Origin of the sequence: Dyadobacter bucti (genome assembly GCF_005869225.1) — a bacterium.
Classification (GTDB): Bacteria; Bacteroidota; Bacteroidia; order Cytophagales; family Spirosomataceae; genus Dyadobacter; species Dyadobacter bucti.
The window spans coordinates 333,395-356,685 of record NZ_SWFP01000001.1 but is presented as its reverse complement, the minus strand read 5'-3'; the positions used below and the strand labels follow the sequence as shown (position 1 = coordinate 356,685).

Genomic DNA, 23,291 nt, shown 5'->3' with positions numbered 1-23,291 from the left:
TGATCTGTTTTAGCTTTTTTGATATTCCAAAACTACCTGCAAGCCCCCGGGGTAATGATGACCTGCCCCCCTGCTTTTTTATGACATTGGTCAGTTTTTAATCCATTTCCGGGCAGCTACATTGCTGGCGACGGTTGTAAATGCCACGATCGTTATGGTGCTTACAGGCATGAGGATGGCCGCGATCACAGGTGAAAGCTTGCCGAAAACCGCGAAAGAAAGCCCGGCGATGTTGTAAATCAACGAAATGGCAAAGCTTGTACGGATGATCCGCTGGCCAGACCTGGCAAGCCTGATATATGCCGGCAGGAGCGCGAGCTGGCTTCCCTCCACGATGGCATCACAGGAAGGTGAAAAGTTGTTGATATCATCGGAAACGGCTAATCCTACATTGCTCTGCCGAAGTGCGCCGGCATCGTTCAAACCATCACCGACCATCAAAACATTCTTTTTTCGGCTGTTTTGGAGGTTTTCTATAAACCTTAACTTTTCTTCCGGTGTTTGGCGAAAAAGAAGGTTTGATTCTTTTCCGAACAGAGGCGTAAGCATATGCTGGTCTGTTGGCTTGTCGCCGGAAAGCAGATAAGTCTCAAAACCTGCTTTTTGCAAAGCGGATAATGTTTCAGGAAGCTCGGGGCGGTACTTGCTTTTGATGGCAAAATAACCACAGATCTCGTCTTCAATGGAGACATACACATGCGATGCATTGCTATGCAACTCTTCGTAAACCGATGCACCAACCCATGTGGCCGAGCCGAGCTTTACTTCGCGTTTTCCCCATAACGCCCGCATCCCGGCGCCGCCGGTTTCTGAAAAATCGGTCAGGACCCGTTTGCTGGCTACAATTCCGGCCAGCTTCTTCACAAGCATCCTGCTAAGCGGGTGGGACGACTGCATGGCGAGCATTTTCACCATCACCAGTTCATTCTCCGTCAGGTCGCGTCCTATGAATTGTATTTCGGCTTCGTTGGATTGGGTTATGGTGCCGGTTTTGTCAAAAACCACGGCATCAACATGCGAAAGCCGCTCGATGGCGTGTGCGTTTTTGGGGTAAAAGCGGTTTTTGCCGAAAAGGCTCAGGAGATTTCCGTTCGTAAAAGTGGAGGACAAAAGCAGCGCACACGGACATGCCACAAGCAGGGTGGTGGTAAAAGCGCGAAATGCCGTTTCGGGATCGTGGAATTTAATCAGCCATATCAGAAATGTGACCAGGGCAATCCCCATCACGATCACCGAGAAATACCGGTTGATCTTCGCGGCCAGCGTCTGATTCTGGTCTTCTTTTTCGCGTGTAAAAGTATCGTTGTTCCAGAGCTGTGTCAAATAACTTTGGGATACCGGGCGCAGTACTTCCAGCTCAATAGCCGGGCCTGTTTGTTTGCCGCCCGCATAAATGGTATCGCCCTTTTTCCTTTCTACCGGCACCGCTTCACCAGATACGAAGCTGTAGTCGATCATGGCGCGGGCACTCAGCAAAACAGCGTCGGCGGGGATCAGCTCCTCGTTCCTGACCAGGATACGATCTTGCTTTTCCAGCTCCGTAACAGGCTTCCTGGCCTCCGTTCCGTTATTTAACACTGTTACTGCGACAGGGAAGTAAGATTTGTAGTCGCGGTCGAAAGAGATGCCTGCGTAGGTTTTATCCTGAAAATACCTGCCGATCAGCATAAAAAACACGGCTCCGGCGAGGGAATCCAGATAACCGGGCCCGGTTTGTGAGATAATCTGATACAGGCTTGTGAGCATAACGCTGAGCAGCGCGAGGGCAATAGGTGCGTCAATGTTCAGGTATCGGCCTCTCAGGGCGGCCCACGCTGATTTGAAAAAATCTGATGCGCAGTAAAAGAATACGGGCAGAGCGAGTGCGATGTTCAATAGGCTGAATAACGTCCCCAGCTCACGGTCGGAAGTGGTTTCGCCCAGATGAAAATACTCCGGGAAGCTCAGCATCATGATATTCCCGAAAGCAAAGCCCGAAATCCCGATTTTATATAACCTGTTGCGGTTCCACTTGCTTAGTTGCTTGTTTTCCAGATCATTAAGACTGATATATGGCTCGTAGCCTACCTGTGTCAGCAATGAAGCCAGTTCACTCAGACTTATCTTTTGCGCGTCGTAAGTTATACGTACTTTTTTCTCAGGGAAATTGACCACAGAACTGCGGATCGCCGGATTAAGCCGGTGCATCTGTTCCAAAAGCCAGATACAGGAGCTGCAGTGCATTTTGGGCACAAGCCAGTTCACGCGCGACAGTTTTCCATCGGTGAATTCCAGCAACTTTTCGGCCACGTCGGGGAGGTCCAGGTAATCGTATTTTCCTTTAAAATAGGATTTGTCGGGTGAAATGCCCTGGGCGCCGTCGATGTTGTAGTAGCTGCATAAATCGTTTTCTTTGAGCAGATCATACACCAGCGAGCAGCCGTCGCAGCAGAATTCATGCGCGTCAAGATGGATTATTTCGTCCCGGCATTCCTCCCCGCAGTGATAGCAGAGGTGCTGCTGTACCGGTTCGGCCGGTAATTGAATTGCGTCCATAAGTTATTGGTTTAACCCTGGCTCAAAATTCGGGGAATAGGATGTAGGAGAAGATGACGTATCTGCCGTAGAAAAATGACTTTGGTCAGTTTTGGGGCAAATAAAAAACTCCTGCTCCGTGACCATGTTGTCAGGAACAGGAGTTACATCAGCGACTTGATAAAAAACTGATGTGAAAGTACTTTGAAAGAAGGGATAGAGTTTATTTTTTATTGGAGGCCAAAAGCCATCATGCCAAATGAGCGCAATCTTCTGCTCGAATCTTTAAGATCTTCAATCTGATGCTGTGTAAGCCAGTTTCTGAATTCTCTCACATTGGAGGGTTCAAAATGGGTAATGCTGCCGTCCTTAAGTAAAATCGTAAACAACTTGTCGGCTTGCAGAAACCTTGTTAAATGAGGGAACGGGTAGTGAAACTCCGGGAAGAAATAACTCGTGCTGTTCATAATTTAATTCTAACGTTAAGTATTAAGTAATTGAGTAAACAAATTTATACGGTATCGAATCTGTGAACTAACCGTTTATAAAGTTGTAGTTGTAATTCTTATCGTTTTTAAGTACACGGTCTTTCGGCTGATCTGATATTAGAAATACTTTGTACAACTATGATTCAAATGTGCGTAAAAAATATTTTATACATATATAAGGACGCGACAAAACGGACAAATTGATGTGTAAAGCGGGCACATTTTTGTAGTGCTTGTTCGTACAAGCGGTAAACTTTAATAGGCTTTGTAGCACATTATGTAGTTTGATTTTGTCGTAATAAGTCATTGGTATTTCGGGGTTATAGAATTTATTTATTTCTATTGCATTGTGTTGTAGGAGGAGGTAGCAATTGTTCTAAAAGCTTCAGGGTCGCTTTTTTTACAATGTGTTCTCAGGGGAGAATTTCGTAGAAAAACGTAGAGATTGGGAAAACTTATCTACATAGAAATGGAGAATTATCAGAACAAAAAAGGAAATACATTCAAATATATCGTACTGGTTTTGCTCGCTATTGCGGCAGTTGGTATCGGGATACATTTATTTAAACCGAAAGAAATAGATGTAGCATCGAATAAAAATATGCTCCTTTTTATACAGAACAAGATCATCGATATCGACCGGGAGCTGGCGGACAAAAGTGATGGTGCGGATATCGCGACCAGGGTTTCGTGGCACAAATCCAACACGGCTTTGTACGGGGAAGTAAAAGACAGCAAGGATAAAGAGGTGAAGCAGGAAACGGAAAAGCTCAAAGACAGGATCCTGAAAGTACAGACGCTGGAATTTCCGGATTTGAGGCAGGATTACGTGAATTCAAAAAAAGATGTTTTACATCAGCAGTCCATTGAAATTGCGCTATCAGGGGACAAAAAGGATGTGCTGACTTTTGAAGGTGCAGTGTTTGAGTCCAAGAAGAACAAGAAAGTATTCATGAAAAATATCGATCAGATTATTCATGACCTCAGGTTTCATCAGGTTGTTTATAAATGGGCCGACGGAAAGGACGGGAATTCTGTATTTAAAATCGATTCGAAAAAGGACTCCGAAATATAGTCCGGGCGTTATCTGATGCTCACCTTCCAGTCTTTAGGAGATACTGCATATTTTGTTTTAAAAACCGTGGAAAAATAACTTTGGGAAGAGAAACCGGTCTGGTCGGCAATTTCCGCAATGGAAAGTTCCGATTCCGCCAGAAGGCTGCATGCTTTTTCCAGGCGCATGTTGATAATGAGGTCGTTCACGCTGAAATCAAGAAGTGCCTTCGTTTTTCGAAACAGCTGCACCCGCGACAGCCCCATTTCCTTTCCCAGATGCTCCACGCTCAAACTGGGATCGGCGAGCCTCGCCAGTATCGCGGCCCTGAGGTCGTTTAAAAATTTCTTATCCAGACGTGACATTGCGTTGCTGTTTTCAGCCATGTTCTGGCCCACATGGGACGTCCTCAGGATTGCCCGGTTGGTGAGCAGGCTTCTGACGCTTTCGAGCAGGAACTGCGGGCTGAAAGGCTTGGTAATATACATGTCCGCGCCGGTTTGCATGCCTTCAATTTGTTGTTCTGTACTGTTTTTTGCCGTTAGCAGGATCACCGGGATATGGGACGTACGCAGGTCAGATTTCAGGGCCGAGGCTATTTTCAACCCGTCCATTTCGGGGAGCATGACGTCGCAGATCACCAGGTCGGGTACAGAATCAAGGCATCTTTCCAATCCGTTTTTCCCGTCAGCAGCAGTTATTACGTGGTATTTGGGCTGCAAAAGGGATTGCAGGAATGAAAGCAGATCTTCGTTGTCTTCGATCAAAACAACAGCAGGGGCCCCGCTTTCTGCATTTTCAGGGGGCGCCTGGTTATCATTGTGATCATTTGTAGTGAAATATTGTACCTCGGATGCGGGCTTCCGGGATGCATCTGCCATATCTTCCAGTCGGAGGTGCGCTTTGCCCAGCGGAAGCCGGAAGGTGAAAACCGCGCCTTCCCCTTTTGTGCCGCCCGCCTCAATGGTACCCTGGTGCAGTTCGACAAATTCCCGCGACAGCGGCAACCCAAGCCCGGTTCCCTTGATCGCATCATTTCCCTGGTAAAACATTTCAAAAGCCCCCGCGACATCAGCCTCCGACATGCCCGAACCGTTATCTTCCACCCGGATCAGGACTTCGTTGCCGGTATGTTCAATGTATATGTAAATACGCCCGAAATCGGACGTGAACTTGAATGCATTGGAAAGCAGGTTAAACAGCACTTTGTCGATCATATCTACATCAAACCATACTTTTAATGCCGATATTTTGGTGATCAGGCGGAAGTCTATTCTCCGTTTTTTCGCGACATACTCAAACGGTACCATCAATCCGCTGATGAAGCCGACTATGTCATTCTCTGCAACCTGCAATCTTATTTTTCCGCTTTCGATCTTTCTGAAATCCATCAGCTGATTTACAAGCCACAACAGTCTCTGGGCATTTTTCTGCACGAGCGAGAGATTTTTTCTGACCAGCGGATGTTCATTTTTACGTTGCAAAAGCTCTTCCACCGGACCCATGATCAGTGTCAGCGGAGTGCGGAATTCATGGGATATATTGGTGAAAAACCTGAACTTGGACTCTGTGGCTTCCTGTGCTTTTTCGGCTATATCCTGGATCCTGTTCCGCTGGATCAGGATTTCTTCGTTTTTGGAATTCAGCTCTCTGTTGATCTTTTTGTTTTCGACCAGTGAATACAAAGCTACCGACCCGAGAATGATCGAAATGATAAACAGGCCGGTCATCACGTAGAGGAGGTTGCGCTGGGTTTTGTAAATTTCCAGCTGCTCGTCGATGCGGTCCTGCTGCCGTTCGATATCGCTCTGCTGATCCATGATTTTGTCCGTCTGCATTTTGATCATTCGCACATTGGACGAGTCGATCATGGCTGTCTGCAGCAGGTTTTCCTTCTCATAAGGCTGTTTTTTCAGGATATTCATCGCTACCCGTACAGCCTCTTCGCCTCCAGTAGGGTATAGCGCAGTAGCTGTGATCACTTTGTCGTACACCATCTGTATATCCCCGAATTTACCCGGCAGACCGTCTACGCCAATGATCTTCACTTTCCGGGCGGGAAGCATTTTCTCACATATTTCGTGCGCGCCCAGCGCCATCACTTCGTTTTGGGCAAAAACCAGGTCAAGATCCGGATGGGCGGTGATTATTTTGGAAAGCTCGGCTTTGGCAATGTCTTTTTCCCACTGCCCGTTGAGCGTTGCTACATGCCGGATGCCGGGGTAAGGTACCAGTGCATCTTTGAGCCCCCTGTGCCTGTCTGATGCGGGGGAAGATTTGGGAAGGCCTGTGATCTCGATGATCTTCCCTTTTCCTTTCAGTAAGCCGGCTATGTACTGTCCGGCTGTTTTTCCTACCTCGTAATTGTCGCCGCCGACGTAAGCCGTGAAATAAGATGAAGCGGTGCGCCGGTCCACCACCACTACCGGAATGCCTTTTTTATAAGCTTCCTCCACCACAGGCGTTACTGGCTCGGCTTCATTGGGGGAAACGATCAGGAGGTCAATGTCGCTTTGCAGCAGCTCTCTGATCTGGGATATCTGCGTCTGGCTGCTGGCCTTCGCATCTTTGAAAATGAGATGGCTATTGGGATAAAAACTAAGCTCCCGCTGCATGCCATCGAGCATGGCCTTCCTCCATTCATCGTCGCCGGTGCATTGGGAAAAACCAATGATGTACTTTTCATCCGTATTTGCGGAGCAGCTCCAGAGCAGTGGTAAAAGCCAGCAAACGATCAGGATAAATCTCATGGATGAGGCAAACTTCAAATCCTTATTTTATTATTAAATATAATACAAAAATGGTGCATAAATGAAAATACAGGAATTACTTCCTGTATCTCATTTCTCGATCATAGGTTAAAAATAAAATTCTTCTGTAAGCCTGATTTTACTCAATGGTTGATTTCAGGCTGGTGTAGCTAAGGTTATCTATGGTGATGCCGGACATGGACTTGATAAACAATTGTGCCATGGGAGCGTCCGGGAAAAAGATGTCCGTCATGACGGTGAGACCCTGGTCGGCGAAGAGCTCGACGGAGGCGGCATCGGCAATCAGCGAAATGGAAATGTTGCCGTCGAGGGATATTCTCGGTGCAATGTGTTTTTTAGCAAAACCTTTTTCAAAATCCGTTTTTCCCGATTTGGTACGGTCGATATAATACTGGTTGGCGGCTTTATCATAACCTACAATGACTTCATTCCCCGATTTGTTGGCCAGTGTTATGGAGAAATCGGCTGTGTTTTTTGTCTCGAAATCCAGGCGGAAAAGTCCGGTGCTGTTTTTGGTTTTTGGTGTCAGGTCGAACTGGCCTTTTATTTTCAGGTTTTTCTCTTTAAATCCGTCCTTGTTGAGTACATCCAGCTCTTTTACAGGCATTGACGTGAGGTATAATTCCTTGTTAACCTCTTGTAAACCAACTTCTCTCGCAATGGTGTTGGCGCTCCGCCAGGGATGCGTAGGTACCTGGTTGGCATATTGCCAGTTGCTCATCCAGCCCATCAGAAGGATGCGGTTACCGGTGTTAGAAAACGTGACAGCGGCATAATTGTCCGTTCCGAAGTCCAGCCACTTGGTCTCTTTGGAATAGGCTTTGAAATCTTTTCCGTCAAAATCACCCAGGAAATATTGTCCGGCCGAGCCCAGGTTTGGTCCGCCGGGGTTGATGTTGACGATCAGCACCCACACCTGCTTTCCATTGTGGGTGATCGGAAAAAGGTCCGGGCATTCCCATACGCCGCCGTGTGCACCTGCATCTGCTCCAAATTCACTTTCCCGCGCCCAGGTTTTAAGATCTGGGGAAGAATAAAAAGTAATGCGGTCTTTGGTTGCGAGCGTGAGTACCCATTTTTTCTGTGGCTCGAACCATCTCACTTTGGGGTCGCGGAAGTCACTGATTCCGGGATTCTGAAGAACGGGGTTACCGGCATATTTGGTCCAGGTTTTACCATCGTCCAGGCTGTACGCTATGCTCTGGTATTCGTGTTTGCCGGTTTTCTGTTTTTCGAGTACCGGGTTATGATGGGTGAAAATAGCTATTAGCGGCACTTTTCCGTCTTTTCCGAACCCGGAAGTATTGTTCACATCGGCCACCGCGCTTCCCGAAAAAATGTAGCCCAGGCTATCCGGATAAAGTGCGATCGGTTGTTCTTGCCAGCTGATCATGTCTTTGCTCGTGGCATGCCCCCAGTGCATCGGCCCCCAGATTTTGTCATCGGGGTAATACTGGAAAAAGAGATGATAAATACCATTGTGGTAAACCATACCATTGGGGTCGTTCATCCAGTTTGCCCTGGGCGAAAAATGGAATTGCGGCCGGTATTTCTCTTTCATGTCCTGTGCATGTACACAAAACGTTCCCAGAATAGCTGCAAATAGAAAAGCAATGCCGATAATTTTGTTCATATCTGAGTTGGTAAGTATTTGGAAGTTGGTTTTCGGGTGTTGTCGGATATGCCACGGATGCACGGATTTTCACGAATGCTTTAGATTAGTGTCCATTCGTGTATCCGTGGCAAAAAAACACTAATACCCCGGATTCTGCTTATATAGCCCCTTGGTAAAACTGATTTCCCGCTGCGGGATCGGCAGGTATTCATCTCGTCCGGCAGTGAATTTTGCCGTTGCCAGAAACGGTCTCCTCGTTTTTTCTTTGTCAATATAAGCGTTCAATGTCTGTTCTGCAATGCCCCAGCGAACCAGGTCAAAGAACCTCGGACTTTCTGTCGCGAATTCGAGGCGGCGTTCCCACTGAAGAGCCTTACGGGCATATTCCTGCGTCCAGCCCGTGGCGGAATATTCCTTGATGCTATACTTTGAAGCAAAGGTGCCGTCCGCCTTTTTCAGCCTGCCCGTACTCGCAGCAGCCCTTTTTCTGATCTGATTCACCAGCGGGAGAGCCAGGTTTTGCTGTCCCAGTTCAATATACGCCTCAGCCTGCATCAGCAGAACATCGTCATAGCGGATGATATCAATGTTTTTGGAGGAACCAATGAACGGGCCTTCTTTGTGGTAGGATGAACTTGTCGCAAGCTGCTGCTCTTTCATGGTGTGAAAAAAGCCGTAAACACCCGGATCCCGTATCCAGCTATTGGTAAATGGCAGGGCATTGTTGTATTTATACGGATGTCCGTCAATGCCGATGGTATGGTCTACACGGGGGTCAACCGTATTGGTTTTAAAATCAACATTGGTTTCGTTGAAATTGCTGAAAAAAGGCAGCCCGTTTTCGTCTGTTTTGTAGGCATTGGCCAGGTTTTGGCTTGGCTGGTGAAATCCGCAGCAGCCGTACTGAGGCGCGCCGTGGGGGTAATTGAGACCTGTTACATAGCTCAGCCTGCCCACCGCAGTACCATCATTGATGGAATACTGGATCGCGAACACAGATTCCGGGCCATTCTCGGTTTCGGCTATAAAATTCTCCGCAAAATCGGGTTGCAGACTATATTTACCCGAGCTGATCACCGCCTGGGTCAGGTTAACCACTTCCTGCAACCGTGTTTTATTGATATTGACCACCTTATGCATATCATCCTGTTCATATGCCTGAAACAGCCTTAGTTTGGCAAGATAAGCGCTGGCCGAGATTTTATTGGCGCGTCCTATCTGAGCCTGGTTAACCGGCAGATTGTCAATCGCAAACTGGAAATCCTCACCGATCTTGTTCCATAGTTCGTCATTCTTGTATTTCACGTTGGATTCTTTCAGAATATCGTCGCTGGAAAGGTTTTCGTCAATGTAAGGAATGTTTTTAAAAAGCATTTTCAGCATAAAATGGGAATGTCCCCGCAAAAAACGCATTTCCGCCTGCCTTGTTTTCTTTAACGGAAACTCCTCTTCCGTCAGCACGTTCAAGCTTCTGAGTGCAGCATTGGCCCTGGAAATCGCCTTGTAAAAATTTTCCCAGGTAAAAGGATGCATCATGCCCTGCTGCGGCCGGGTAAGGTTGTAATGTTCGTAAAAATCGATGTCGGCCACATCGCCCACACCGCCGCCACCCTTGTAGGCATCGTCGGAACGTACACTTCCATACACCCACATGCTGGTCATCGGACCGATCATATCATCGTTTCCGATACCCGCGTAGGCAGCGGTTGAAAGCGACTCGGCGCCGGACACGGATTGTATATTTTCGGAGGATAAAAGTCCTTTCGGCTGGTAGTCGAGGAAATCTTTGCAGGAGGAAGTGAGTACCATCACCCCGGCAAGAATTAAGCTGTATGTTGATTTATTTTTCATTGTCGTCAGAGGTTAATGTTAGAATGATACATTGATTCCCGCAGTGAGCGTCCTTGGTACCGGGATCGCATTGATGTCCACACGTTCCGGGTCAGGCCCCTGGAATTGTTTCGATTTGATCAGGAAAAGATTGTCTACCATCGCAAACACACGCAGCCGCTGCAAGCCGATTTTCCTCGTCACCTCCCCGTTGATGGTGTAACCCAGCTGTATGTTCCGTAATTTGAAATAGGATGTATTAACGTTGAAATAATCCGAAGCGCGGGTTTCGCCGTTTGCGTCAGATAGTGACAGCGCCGGGATCTTTGAGCTTGTGTTCGTCGTTGACCATGCGTTGAATACCCCAGGTCCGACATTTTCCCGGCCTCTAATGAAATTGTTGAAAAAAGTATAAGAATCGAAACCCGTGCGCCCGGCGATGCCCGACCCGAATACAGAAAGGTCAAAAGCCTTATAACCGGCGTCAATTCTGACATTGTATTCAAATGCTGGCAGTGAAGTCCCGAAGAAAACGCGGTCGAGGTCATTGATCTCATTATCACCGTTTGTATCCACATAACGTATCCTGCCCGGGCCGGCACCGACCTGATTTGGAGCGGCGTCCACTTCGGCCTGGTTTTGAAAAAGACCATCCGTTTTATAACCAAACAGATCAAATTGCGAATGTCCGAGGATGGTATTGATTGCATTTCCTGCATAAGCTGACCTCACTTCTTCCGGCAAAACCGTGATTTTGTCCCTGAAACGGCTTAGCCCGGCCAGTACGCTATATGTAAAGTCGCCTTTTGGTTTGGCGTAATAGCCCAGTGAAAGTTCAAAGCCGTGGTTTGTTTTGGTAGCGCCGTTTACCACTTTCAGCTGACCTTCACCCACTGCGGAAGCAACCGGAGGGGTGATCAGGATGTCGCTGGTTTTGCGGGTGAAATAATCGATGGAGCCTTGTATGCTGCCGTCCAGGAATGCGAAATCGATACCGGTGTTCAGCTCGTCGGTGGTTTCCCATTTCAAATTCGCATTTTCACCTTGGGTAGATACGAAGCCCGATGGAAGGTTTCCGGTATTCACGCCATCGAGATCATAAGCCGTTCCGATGTTGTAAAACTGATCGAAAAAGCCGTCGTGGCCATTGGGATATTGAGATGCCCTTGCCCCATAACGGGTATCATATAATCCGAAACGTGCCAGGTCGCCGATTTCCTGGTTTCCGACGCGGCCAACCCCGGCGCGGACTTTTAGTGTACTGATGAACTTGGAATCTCTCAGGAAATTTTCCCTATCGAGCCGCCAGCCTACGGAAGCTGCCGGGAAAATACCGTATCTGTTTTGTGTACCAAAACGGGAGGAACCGTCCCTGCGGATCGTTACCGCAGCCAGATATTTGTCGGAAAAACCATAGTCAATTCTTCCAAACTGGGACAGTAACCTGTTTCCGGTGCCTGTGCCTGTCACGTTGGTATTTCCGGTCCCCGAGCTCAGTACAAAGTAGTCTTCAGTTTGCACCGCAAAACCTTCCTTGCGGGCAACCTGGAAATTGATATCATTTTTAATAGCCTCTACACCAACCAGAAATTTGAAATGGTTTTCGCCCAGGTCCAGATTGTAGCGTGCGGTATTGGACCAGGTAAGGCTCAGGAATTTGTTCTGATCGAGTGTCAGACTGTTGTTGGTACGTCCGAAAGAACCTTCCTCAAACGACTGTTCGATATTTTTGAAAAGATAATTGGCATTATCGGCCCCGACGCTCGTTTTGAAAAACAGATTTTTGACCGGCTCGATCTCCATGAACACGTTGCCAAATAGGGTCTGCCGGTTGGTATTGTCCCATTTGTTGATATCCTGCATGTGGAGCGGGTTGTTCCTGTCGGAGTAGCCCGAGCCGATCGCGCCGCCGTAGGTCCCGTCTTTGGCATAAACCGGAATGGTAGGGGCAAGGGTTACGGCCAGGCCGGGCGTCAGCGCGCCGCCGATGTCCGTCGAGGCCAATGTTTCATTGGAATTAGCGATCTGAACATTGGCCCCGAATTTCAGCCTGTTGTTAAAAGCGCTGGTAAGTGCATTGATACGCCCGCTGAGCCTGCTGTATTTGGTAAATCTCAGCATACCATTGTTGTGGTAATATCCAAGATTCACCTGCAGGGACGATGTTTTGGAACCTCCCGAAACTGTAATCTCATTGTTGGTCACGATGCCTGTTTTATACATCGTTTTCTGCCAGTCGGTGTCACCTGCGGGCATATTGGCATTTCCGCCCACCAGTGGTTTGACGGAAACGCCGTTCAGTACCGGGTTAGCAAAGTCTTTATTCCAGTCGAAAGTATACAAGTCGCCGTAGCCGTCCTCCGGGTTGACGCCGTCGTTGACGGAGGCCCGCCAAAGTGCCCGGCCGCGGTCTGCGGCATTGACCATCTTGTACCGCTGGTATTTTTCAGATTGGGCAGAAATACTGCTGTTGAAGTCGATCGAGATTTTCCCGCTGGCATTGCTGCCGTTTTTGGTCGTCACGATAATTACCCCGTTCGATGCCCGGGATCCGTAGATAGACGAAGCCGAGGCATCTTTCAAAACCTGGATAGATTCAATGGAACTCGGATTGAGATTTTGCATTACATCCGGACGCTTTGTCGGCATACCGTCGATGATGTACAGTGGATCGGTATTCCCCAAAGTGTTGGCACCACGGATCAGGATCCGGGTATTGGCGCCGTTTGGCGAACCGTTTTTCTCGATGTATAACCCGGGAACCCTGCCCTGTAAAGCCTGCATCGGATTTCCCGAGCTGATGTTCTTGATAGGCGTCAGGTCCACCACGGCAATGGCACCGGTCAGATCCTCTTTTTTGGAAGAGGTATAACCGACCACAACTACCTCGTTCAGGATCTTCGAATCGGCCGCCAGCACCACATCCACTACAGACTGGTTACCGACCTCGACTTCTTTGGCCTGCATACCAATGTATGAAAAAACGAGGGTGGCGTTAGCGGAAACGGAAATAGTATACTTTCCTGAAATCTCAGTCACGGCACCATTGGATGTACCCTTTTCGAGAATGCTTACGCCCGGGAGCAGTTCGCCGTCGGTGCCTTTTACGGTACCGGTCACGGTTTGTTTGGTTTGCGCCCAGGCGATGGTAGAGACTGAGCAAAGGATGGTCATAACCATCAACAGTAGTTTTCTGTTCATAAAATGATGGATTAAAAATTGTTTCTGGTGGGTCAGATCAAAGCTTCGCCGGCATGTTGGCGACGGATCATCTGGTGGATGTCATTTTCGGTAAATGCCGGAAGGGCACCTTGGCGGGTAGCTACGCAAGCCCCTGCTGCACAGGCAAATTCAAGCGCGTCCTGAGTAGTTTGCTGATGAAGTGTCTGGTATAAAAAAGCTGCAAGAAACGCATCTCCGCTTCCGATGGTGTCGGCTACTTTAACCCGAAAGCCGGGGTGACTAAAAAACTCGTCTGTCTCCGTGAGGACCATGGCACCGTCGGCCCCGCAGGTGAGGATGACCTTTTGCAGCCTGAACAGTTTTTTCAGAAAAGCCATTGCCTGGCGGTCATTCTCATAATCGGTGAGCCAGCCGGTGATTTCTTTCAGTTCATGTTCATTCATTTTGACCACCGAAGCATATTCCATGAGGAGCAATACGCCCTCGCGGGTATAATGCGGAGGCCGGAGGTTCACATCAAATACCGGCATGGATGCATTTTCAACATAGGTCAGCAAAGTTTCCCGCGATAGGTCATCCCGCGCGGCAAGTGAGCCGTAAACGAACAAATCGCTTTCTTTTATTTTTTGCAAAGCCTTTTCTTCGAACTGAAGATAGTCCCAGGCTACCGGATGAAGGATTTTGTAGGTGACTTCATTGGTATCAGAAATATTGGCTTTGGCGATGCCCGTAAGGTGCGTTTGTCCGGTTTGTATGAGCCCGGTGGGCAATCCCTGATTTTGAATGAACGCCATCAGTTCAGCCCCGAGCTCGTCATTTCCGACACGACTGATGAATTCGGTTTCAATTCCGTAGTTGTGCAGATGAGCGACAACGTTCATCGGTGCGCCGCCGGCCAGCTTACTGCCGGGGAGCACGTCCCAGAGCACTTCTCCAAAAACGGTTACTTTTGGTGCCATGTTATTGATGGGTTTTGGTTGCGTGTTATTAGTGAAGGATCAATGTTTTTTCGATTTGTTCCAGGGAAGTCCCTTTGGTTTCCGGCATCATTTTCCAGACAAAAAGCAACTGGAGGACCATCATGCCGCAGAAGATCATGAAAGTGTTGCCGCCTCCCAGCGTTTCGGCTACGTAAGGAAAAGTGAAGGCGATGACCGCAGCAAGCAGCCAGTGCATAAAACTGCCCATCGACTGCCCTGCCGCCCGGACCTGGTTCGGGAATATCTCGGAGATAAAAACCCAGATCACCGCACCTTGTGAAAGCGCGAAAAATGCGATATAGATAAACAGGTACACGGGTACGGAATACCCTCCCAGGTTTCCTGAATAAAAAGCCTGGGCCACAAGTCCCAAAGTGGCGATCAGCCCGAAAGAACCAATGAACATCAATGTCCTTCTGCCGAAACGGTCTATAAGATTGATAGCGATAAATGTAAAGCAAAAGTTGACCAGGCCCACTCCGGCGGAGGAGAGTAGTGCAGAGCTTTTGCCCAGACCAGCCATTTCAAAGATACGCGGCGCGTAATAAATGATCGCATTGATGCCTGATACCTGATTGAAAAAGGCGAAGAGCAACGCGAGCAAAACAGGCAGCTTGTACTGGGATGAAAAAATGGATGATTTAATGCCCGATTCCTTTTGTGCGTTGGATGATGATAAGATATCATTTACGATGGAACTGACATCCATTCCATTGTTTGCGATGGTGAGTATACGCCTGGCTTCTTCCACTTTGCCGCGTTTAACGATAAGCCAGCGCGGACTTTCGGGGACGAACAATACGGTTACCAGGAAAATCAGTGAAGGCACGGCCTGCACACCCAGCATCCAGCGCCAGTCGTTTTCACCGGCACCTACAAGCAGGTAATTGGAGAGGTAGGCGATAAGGATTCCCAGCACTACATTGAACTGAAACATGGCGACAAGCCGGCCGCGGGAGTTGGTCGGGGATATTTCGGATATATATAGCGGCGCGGTAACGGAGGAAATGCCAACACCGATCCCGCCCAGAAAACGGAAGATCAAAAAAGTAACCCAGTCGGAGGCGAGCGCGGTGCCGACCGAGGATATCAGATAGAGTACGGCTATCGCGAAAAGCGTGTATTTTCTTCCGTAACGTTCGGAGGGGATGGCACCGGTGAGCGAACCGAAAACCGTTCCGATTAATGCGATGGAAACTGTAAAGCCGTGCTCGACTGTGGTAAGCCCCCACAATTGCTGGATGGATTTTTCGGCCCCGGAAATGACTGCCGTGTCAAACCCGAATAAAAACCCGCCCAGCGCAACGGTGAAGGCCCAGAAAAATACTTTTTTGTTCGTCATGATTTCAGAATTATTTTCTGACGAAACTAACTGGTATCCCGGACGGCGGTTTTTAAAATCGTACCAAATAAATTAAAAATCAGATGGTGGTATTTTTTAAGATAACTGTCTGATTTTTAGGTAATTAATAAATTTGTCTTTTCCCAGACTTTTAAATTTGTTACGGGTTTTTTAAGAAATGTTTCACCGGTTTTTTGAGGCTGTGTTTTTTTGCCACGGATGCACGAATTTGCACGAAATTATTCGTGGGCATTCGTGCATCCGTGGCATTGCCCCAGCACTTCCCAGGCATCATTTTTATAAAATTTTATCAAAACAAACTTTGTAAAATATGAGCAACCATGTTTTAGCATCTGCCTACGTCAAAGAGATGGAAGCAGAGTACACGGCCACAAAGAAATGCCTGGAACGGATTCCCGAGTCCACCTATGAATTTAAGCCCCACGAAAAATCAATGAAGATGGGTTACCTCACGTTGCTGGTTGCCGAAATACCGCTTTGGGTTCATCATACGATCGAAACCGGCGTGATTGATTTTCAGACGTACCAACACATCGAGCCGCAGAACACGGAGCAAATGCTGGCCCATTTTGAAGACAATTTTCAGAAAGCGATCGCGTCGCTGAAAAACGTTGCGCCGGAGATTTTTGAACGGCCTTTTTACCTCAAAAACGGGGATCAGGTATTAATGGAGACGCCTACTGGTGACAGCGTGGGGTCGACCATCAACCACTGGGTACATCACCGCGGGCAGCTGACCGTTTATATGCGGCTGAACGATATCGCAGTGCCGTCTATTTATGGTCCTTCGGCTGATGAAAGGAATTTTTAGAAAATTATGAGGATCTGAATTTGACAGATATATCAGCTTAGCAATACTTGTGCCGGGATCCCAAGCCTCTCATGGAATAGCTTAGCAAGTTTCAGCGTCAGCGGCTTTTTCCCATTTAACAATGCAGAAACGTAGCTTTTGCTACCAACCCATTCTACCAAGTCCTTGTTTTTTAGCCCTTTTTCACTCATTTTTAATTTAATCGCGTCAATCGGGTCTGGTGAGGGTATGTGGTGATATATATCCTCATAGGCCTTGATCAGCAGCACGGCTATTTGCAGATCGTTGCCTTCACGACTTTCAAGGGCTGGCTTGTTATCGAATTGACCATCAATCCATTCGAACAGAGCCTCATACTCTTTTTCATTATTAACAGGTTTTTTGGTTTTAAAGATCTACCTTATGAAGGTTAATAATGAACGTCAGGCCCTACAGGGGTATTTGCCCGCACAACATGCGATTTTCGTCTCAAAATTTTAACCAATAACCAATCCATGAAAACAATCTGTTCCTATTTGCTCCTGTTCATTTCCTTATCCGCGGTGGCGCAGATTCCAGCAGCCGACAATCTCGAAACTTCAAAAGGTCCGTTGAAAATCCAGCCGCTCAATCACGCCACTATGGCACTGACCTGGAACGGGAAAACGATTTACGCAGATCCTTATGGCGGCACCAAGACCTTCGCAGGAATAGCCGCACCTGATCTTATCGTGATCACAGATATCCATGGGGACCATTTTGATCCGGCAACGCTGGAAGCGCTGGACCTGACAAAAACGACCATTGTGGTACCGCAGGCAGTGGCGGAAAAGATGTCTGATAAACTGAAATCAAAAGCAGTGGTGATCAATAATGGTCAGACGATCAGCAAACTGGACATTTCCATCACCGCCCTACCGATGTACAACCTGCCCGAATCGGCCGAATCGCGTCATACAAAGGGAAGGGGTAATGGTTATGTTCTGAAATTCGGAGACAAATCGGTCTATATCAGCGGCGATACTTCCGGTATTCCGGAAATGAGGGCATTGAAAAATATCGACGCTGCATTTGTCTGCATGAACCTTCCTTACACTATGGATGTGAAAGAGGCCGCTACTGCGGTCCTTGATTTCAGACCCAAAATCGTTTATCCTTACCACTATCGCGGAGCCAACGGGCTGAGCGACACAGGAGAATTCAAGAAGATCGTCGACAGCGCCAGCCCCGGCATAGAAGTGCGTTTGCGTGACTGGTATTCCATTAAATGACGACAGGTTCAAAAGCGGGGCCTGCTTTCGGATAGCCGGATTTGGATATTGTCGCGACAAGTGTTGGGTTTAGAAAAGATCCAAAAACCCGGCAGAGAGCTGGTACCGCTGTTTCCGTTGCAATATTTGTCGGCAATAAAACTGTTTTCAAACGCTCCCGCGAAGACAGTTCAGCCGGAATTGATACGGATATCGGGCGCAATGGTGTTCTGAAAGTGGCAATAATTATCTTGTCATCAAACAGGTCAGGGCTACCATTGCCTCTTGCTTTTACCCGAAAAACAGACGTTCCGGGCCGAGATCGGCATCGGTGGTATGCAGCGTAAACCCGATCCACTGACCGACTTTAGCGCGGAAATCTCCCCCGCTGCTCGCCCAGCGGGCAAATTTCTCAACAGACCGGAAAATGCGCCTTCGAACCGCCAGCTTCTTTCAATACAGGTATATTTTCCCAAAACCGGCTTTGCTAATCAGTACATCTGCCTTTGCCGAAAAGCAGGTCAGATGGCCAACATCAGAGATCAAAACGGTACTTAAACGACAATCACAATGAAAGCAATTTTTTGGTTGTTCCTGGCGGCAACGGGTTTCTTCATGAACCCGGCTTTTTCACAAAAAAACAAACTAGGGATATTTGACGGCCATGGAGATGTCGGTAAAGATGTGAAACCTGGCTCAGCAGTTTTTAACCCTAAAACCCAGGAATACGAACTGAGCGGCTCCGGGTACAATATCTGGGCAGACCATGACGAATTTCATTTTTTGTGGAAGAAAATGAAGGGGGATTTTATCGTTTATACCCGCGCCCGTTTTATCGGAAAAGGAGTGGACCCGCACCGGAAAGTAGGCTGGATGGTGCGTAAAAATCTGGAAGGCACCTCAGCCCACGTAAACGCGGTGGTACATGGCGACGGACTTACCTCCCTGCAATTCAGGAAAACCGCAGGAGCCCAAACGGAGGAAATCAAGGCGAAACTTACGCATGCCGACGTGATTCAGCTGGAAAGAAAAGGGAATACCTACACTATGCGGGTAGCGAAGTTCGGTGAGCCGTTTGTGACCGAAGAGATTGCGGACCTGGATCTCGGGGATGAGGTATATGTAGGCCTGTTTCTGGGATCGCACAACAAGGATGTGATTGAAAAAGGTGTGTACAGCGATGTCCGGATTTCGGTGCCTGCACCTGCTTCGCTTGTTCCATACCGGCAATATCTGGGAAGCAGCATAGAATTGCTGGACGTGGCTAGCGGTAAACGGGAAATTATCCATACCTCACCCAAGTCACTGCAGGCTCCGAACTGGACTCTCGACGGCAAAAGCCTGATATATAACAGCGAAGGCCTGATTTACAATTTTGATATTGCCAAACGAACTCCGGCCGTGCTCAACACCGGAAGTGTAAAAAACAACAACAACGACCATGTACTTTCGTTTGACGGCAAAATGCTGGGACTGAGCAGTGGCGTAAAGGAACTGGGCGGCTCGATCATCTGGACGGTTCCGCTTGCGGGGGGTGAACCCAAACAAATTACACCCAAGGGTCCTTCGTACCTGCACGGTTGGTCGCCCGACGGGAAAACGCTTGTTTTTACCGGTTCGCGCGACAATGAATATGATATTTACAGCGTACCGGCCGGCGGCGGGCCGGAAGTACGGCTTACATCCGCCAAAGGCCTCGACGACGGGGCGGAATATTCACCGGACGGAAAACATATATATTTCAATTCGAACCGAACCGGCGTGATGCAGCTCTGGAGAATGAAAGCCGACGGAAGCGAACAGGAGCCTGTTCTGAATACGGGCGAGTATCACGACTGGTTCCCGCACATTTCACCGGACGGAAAATGGATCGTATTTATTTCTTTCCTCAAAGAAGAAGTGAAGGCCGATGACCATCCATTTTACAAACATGTATACCTCCGTCTGATGCCCGTCACTGGCGGTACACCCAAAGTGATCGCATATGTGTACGGAGGACAGGGAACGATCAATACGCCTTCGTGGTCGCCGGATAGCAAGAAAATTGCTTTTATCAGCAATTCCGGAGAACTGCCGGTAGTGGAAGCGGGCGGCAAATAAGTAAGGTATCGGATTTGGATATTGTCGCGACAAGTGTTAGGTTTAGAAAGACCCGAAAACCCGGCAGAAATGATCGGGCCGGGTTTTCATTAGTAACCAACTTGATATGTCCTCACAAAAATTACGGGAAGACGCATTGCATTACCATGCAAAAGGTCGTCCCGGAAAAATTGAAGTCCGCCCGACAAAAGAAACCCTCAACCAGCGGGATTTGTCTCTGGCCTACTCACCTGGGGTAGCTGAACCCTGTCTTGCTATTGCAGAGTCGCCGGATAAGATTTACGATTATACGGCAAAAGGTAACCTCGTGGCGGTCATTACCAACGGTACCGCCGTTCTGGGCCTGGGAGATATCGGCCCCGGCGCGTCCAAACCCGTGATGGAAGGAAAAAGCCTGTTGTTCAAAATCTACGCAGACATTGATTCATTTGATATTGAGCTCGATACCAAAAATGTAGATGAGTTTGTCAGGACGGTAAGGATATTGCAGCCTACTTTCGGTGCTGTAAACCTGGAAGATATCGCTGCCCCAGCATGTTTCGAGATCGAAGAACGCCTTCGGGAGGAACTAAGCATTCCGGTGATGCACGACGACCAGCATGGTACCGCAATAACAAGTGCAGCCGCACTGCTGAATGCCCTTGATTTATCAGGAAAAGAGATTGACAAAATAAAGTTGGTAGCCAACGGAGCAGGCGCAGCGGCGATCGCATGTCTGGATTTATACGTTGTGCTGGGTGTGAAACCTGAGAACATAACAGTGTTTGACAAAGACGGGCTGATCCATACCGGACGTACCAATCTCGCACCCAAACAATTCAAGTACGCAGTTGAAGGCCTGCCCGAAGACTGGAAACTGGCCGACGCCATGCACGGAGCGGATATGTTCCTGGGGTTGTCGGTAGGAGGGGTGGTGACCCAGGATATGGTCAAATCCATGGCATCCGATTGTATCGTTTTTGCGATGGCAAACCCTAATCCGGAAATTTCTTATACCGATGCGGTTGAAGTTCGTCCGGATATCATCATGGCTACGGGGCGCTCCGATTATCCCAACCAGGTGAACAATGTGCTTGGGTTCCCGTATATTTTCCGTGGTGCGCTGGATGTAAGGGCGACGATGATCAACGAAGAAATGAAGCTGGCTGCGGTACGTGCGCTGGCTTCGCTGGCAAAAAGGACAGTGCCGGAAATCGTCAATATGACCTACGGAGAAAAAAACCTGTCGTTCGGGAGACGTTATATTTTACCAAAACCCACCGATACCCGGCTGCTGACAACGGTAGCTCCGGCGGTCGCCAGAGCCGCAATGGAATCGGGCGTGGCCCGAAAGGCAATTACGGACTGGGATGAATATCATCTCAATTTGTCCAACAGGATCGGGCTGGACAATTCGCTGATCCGGGGCATTATCAACCAGGCAAAACAGACTCCGAAACGGGTGGTGTTTACGGACGGTGAAAATATAACGGTGTTAAAAGCCGTGCAGGAAGTGCTCGAACAGAAAATTGCATGGCCGATCCTGCTGGGGAATGTGACCAGGATCAAGAAAATGATCAAGGAGAACAAACTGGCGATCGAAGGTGTCCGTATCATTGATCCGCGCTCACGCAAGCAGGAAAAAGAGCTGACAGCGTACGCCGAATTTATTCACGAAAGAAGAAAAAGGAAGGGTTTGACTTTGTCGGATGCCATGGATCTGATGAAACACCGGAATTACTACGGCGCGGCCATGGTGGCGGTAGGGGAGGCAGATGTCCTTATTTCGGGCCTTACCCGTAATTATCCCCAGACTTTACGTCCAGCCATACAGGTGGTGGGGTTGCAGGATGGTATTAATAAGGTGCTCGGAATGTATATTCTCATGAGCCGGTTCGGGCCGATATTCCTGGCTGATACTACGGTCAATTTCAGTCCTACGGCAGAGGAACTTGTTGAAATTGCCGAGATCACAGCCAAGGAGGTAAGAAGGCTGAATGTGGAACCGCGGATTGCTTTTCTTTCCTATTCCACTTTTGGGAGTGCGGCAGGTGACGATGCGTTAAAAATGAAGGAGGCGGTCAGTATTCTTCAGAAAAAACATCCCGACCTGATCGTTGATGGTGAAATGCAGGCGCATTTACCTTTTAACCTTGATTTGCTGAGAGAAACATATCCGTTTTCTCCCCTTGCAAAATCAGGTGCCAACACATTGATATTCCCCGACTTATCTTCTTCCAATATCGCATATAACCTGCTGAAAGAAATCGCGCAGATTGAAAAAATAGGCCCGGTGCTGATGGGTCTCAAAAAGCCGATCCACGTTCTTCAGCTGGGCAGTACGGTAAGGGAAATTTTCAATATGGTGGCAGTAGCTGTTGTGGACAGGTCATAAAATGGTTGTCGTCCGTCGCAGCAAATTGGTGGTGCGACGGACGATTTATCACATCCAGGTAAAAGGATTTCCCGAAGCAATGTGGGAAACTTTTACGTCCCTGATCTTCGGTTGCAGCCAGTCCACAAACCACTCCATTCCCGGCTCTTCACTCTGCGCGTGCCCGAGTACAATCAGTGCGGTTTTCCTGCCCAACGATCTCCCGTCGCGTATGTATTCCGCGGTTTCCCATTCCGAAACTTCCCCTACAATGAGCACATCGGGCTTTTGTGTTTCAGCCGTGGAAATTTGCCGCGTACCTCCCCATGCGCCTGGCAGCAGCGCCACCCGTTCGCAGGTTTGTTCGGGATTTCCAATGACACGCAGGTGCGCAATTCCCAGCGATGATTTCAGATGTTTCACAAGTGCCTGAAGGGAAACAGGCGGGATGGTCAGCATATTTTCGCCGGTTTTAAAGTAGGAAAGCCAGTTTGCTTTTTTGGCTACGCCATAGCTGACAGCGTCGGGACGGAGTGCGTGGCAGTAGTCGTGAAACCGCCAGACAACTATTTTGTGTTTGTCCAGCAGCTCCTGTTTTTGTTTTACAACGCCATTATCCGGCACCATTTCGGTATCGTCGCGGTGATTGTAGAAAGTTGGCTCGTGGGCGATGATAAAATTGGCTTTGCGTTTTACGGCTTCTTCAATGACAGGAATTGTTGCAAACATGGTGGTCACGATTCCTGTCACCGGCTGACTGGCTTTACCGGATTTGAGCGTATCCACCGTATCCTTGATCGGGGAAAGCCCTCCTTCTTTAAAGATCAGGTCCATGATATCCTGCACCGTATGCTGCTTATTTGCATGAGCATCATGGCGCGTCGCAAAGGCAGGTTTTATGCCAAGAAGTGCCAGCCCGCCAGCGGTTTTCACAGTATTGATCATGAACTTTCGCCTGTCCCTGCTGGTGGCCGACGATGGGGATGATGGTTTTTTCATG

At 48.4% G+C, this 23,291-nt stretch carries 16 protein-coding genes; 6 read left to right on the top strand and 10 right to left on the bottom strand.

Annotated features, from left to right (window positions below; all coding sequences use genetic code 11):
- Positions 1 to 90: 90 nt before the first annotated feature.
- On the bottom strand, positions 91 to 2,535 hold the full coding sequence (locus tag FBF61_RS01435) for a heavy metal translocating P-type ATPase (RefSeq protein ID WP_138475385.1): 2,445 nt from the start codon (positions 2,533 to 2,535) through the stop codon (positions 91 to 93).
- 209 nt (positions 2,536 to 2,744) lie between these two features.
- Positions 2,745 to 2,981: a hypothetical protein gene (locus tag FBF61_RS01430; RefSeq protein WP_138475384.1), complete on the bottom strand. Its 237-nt coding sequence runs from the start codon at positions 2,979 to 2,981 to the stop codon at positions 2,745 to 2,747.
- Between the two features lie 466 nt (positions 2,982 to 3,447).
- On the opposite strand from FBF61_RS01430, the gene FBF61_RS01425 reads away from it, so the two are divergent.
- Positions 3,448 to 4,077 (top strand): hypothetical protein, encoded by a 630-nt coding sequence (locus FBF61_RS01425; RefSeq protein ID WP_138475383.1) that lies wholly within the window; start codon positions 3,448 to 3,450, stop codon positions 4,075 to 4,077.
- Between the two features lie 8 nt (positions 4,078 to 4,085).
- On the opposite strand, the gene FBF61_RS01420 is transcribed toward FBF61_RS01425, so the two are convergent.
- From FBF61_RS01420 to FBF61_RS01395, 6 genes are all read right to left on the bottom strand, one after another.
- Entirely contained in the window at positions 4,086 to 6,806 is a 2,721-nt protein-coding gene (locus FBF61_RS01420; RefSeq protein WP_138475382.1) for a substrate-binding domain-containing protein, read from the bottom strand.
- Between the two features lie 139 nt (positions 6,807 to 6,945).
- A complete protein-coding gene (locus FBF61_RS01415; protein ID WP_138475381.1) occupies positions 6,946 to 8,460 on the bottom strand; it encodes a glycoside hydrolase family 32 protein in 1,515 nt (504 codons plus the stop codon).
- A 120-nt stretch (positions 8,461 to 8,580) separates the two neighbouring features.
- Positions 8,581 to 10,293 (bottom strand): RagB/SusD family nutrient uptake outer membrane protein, encoded by a 1,713-nt coding sequence (locus FBF61_RS01410; RefSeq protein ID WP_138475380.1) that lies wholly within the window; start codon positions 10,291 to 10,293, stop codon positions 8,581 to 8,583.
- Positions 10,294 to 10,311: 18 nt separating this feature from the next.
- Complete coding sequence (locus FBF61_RS01405) at positions 10,312 to 13,473, bottom strand: SusC/RagA family TonB-linked outer membrane protein (RefSeq protein WP_138475379.1); 3,162 nt, start codon at positions 13,471 to 13,473, stop codon at positions 10,312 to 10,314.
- Positions 13,474 to 13,505: 32 nt separating this feature from the next.
- A complete protein-coding gene (locus FBF61_RS01400) occupies positions 13,506 to 14,414 on the bottom strand; it encodes a carbohydrate kinase family protein (protein WP_138475378.1) in 909 nt (302 codons plus the stop codon).
- Between the two features lie 28 nt (positions 14,415 to 14,442).
- Positions 14,443 to 15,777 carry a sugar porter family MFS transporter gene (locus FBF61_RS01395; protein ID WP_205748209.1) on the bottom strand — a complete coding sequence of 445 codons (1,335 nt, stop codon included), beginning with the start codon at positions 15,775 to 15,777 and terminating at the stop codon, positions 14,443 to 14,445.
- A gap of 331 nt (positions 15,778 to 16,108) precedes the next feature.
- Here FBF61_RS01395 and FBF61_RS01390 point away from each other — a divergent pair, with 331 nt between their 5' ends.
- On the top strand, positions 16,109 to 16,609 hold the full coding sequence (locus FBF61_RS01390; RefSeq protein WP_138475376.1) for a DinB family protein: 501 nt from the start codon (positions 16,109 to 16,111) through the stop codon (positions 16,607 to 16,609).
- A 32-nt stretch (positions 16,610 to 16,641) separates the two neighbouring features.
- Here the strand turns inward: FBF61_RS01390 and FBF61_RS01385 are convergent, their stop codons facing one another.
- A complete protein-coding gene (locus FBF61_RS01385; protein ID WP_229214873.1) occupies positions 16,642 to 16,878 on the bottom strand; it encodes a helix-turn-helix domain-containing protein in 237 nt (78 codons plus the stop codon).
- Between the two features lie 225 nt (positions 16,879 to 17,103).
- On the opposite strand from FBF61_RS01385, the gene FBF61_RS01380 reads away from it, so the two are divergent.
- The 4 genes from FBF61_RS01380 (at position 17,104) to FBF61_RS01365 (ending at position 22,312) form a co-directional block, all read left to right on the top strand.
- On the top strand, positions 17,104 to 17,859 hold the full coding sequence (locus FBF61_RS01380) for an MBL fold metallo-hydrolase (protein ID WP_138475374.1): 756 nt from the start codon (positions 17,104 to 17,106) through the stop codon (positions 17,857 to 17,859).
- A 264-nt stretch (positions 17,860 to 18,123) separates the two neighbouring features.
- On the top strand, positions 18,124 to 18,396 hold the full coding sequence (locus FBF61_RS01375) for a hypothetical protein (protein ID WP_138475373.1): 273 nt from the start codon (positions 18,124 to 18,126) through the stop codon (positions 18,394 to 18,396).
- A 57-nt stretch (positions 18,397 to 18,453) separates the two neighbouring features.
- A complete protein-coding gene (locus tag FBF61_RS01370; protein ID WP_374756601.1) occupies positions 18,454 to 19,938 on the top strand; it encodes a TolB family protein in 1,485 nt (494 codons plus the stop codon).
- A 106-nt stretch (positions 19,939 to 20,044) separates the two neighbouring features.
- Complete coding sequence (locus FBF61_RS01365) at positions 20,045 to 22,312, top strand: NADP-dependent malic enzyme (RefSeq protein ID WP_138475371.1); 2,268 nt, start codon at positions 20,045 to 20,047, stop codon at positions 22,310 to 22,312.
- 48 nt (positions 22,313 to 22,360) lie between these two features.
- Here the strand turns inward: FBF61_RS01365 and FBF61_RS01360 are convergent, their stop codons facing one another.
- Positions 22,361 to 23,290 (bottom strand): Nif3-like dinuclear metal center hexameric protein, encoded by a 930-nt coding sequence (locus FBF61_RS01360; RefSeq protein WP_229214872.1) that lies wholly within the window; start codon positions 23,288 to 23,290, stop codon positions 22,361 to 22,363.
- Between the last annotated feature and the right edge of the window lies 1 nt (position 23,291).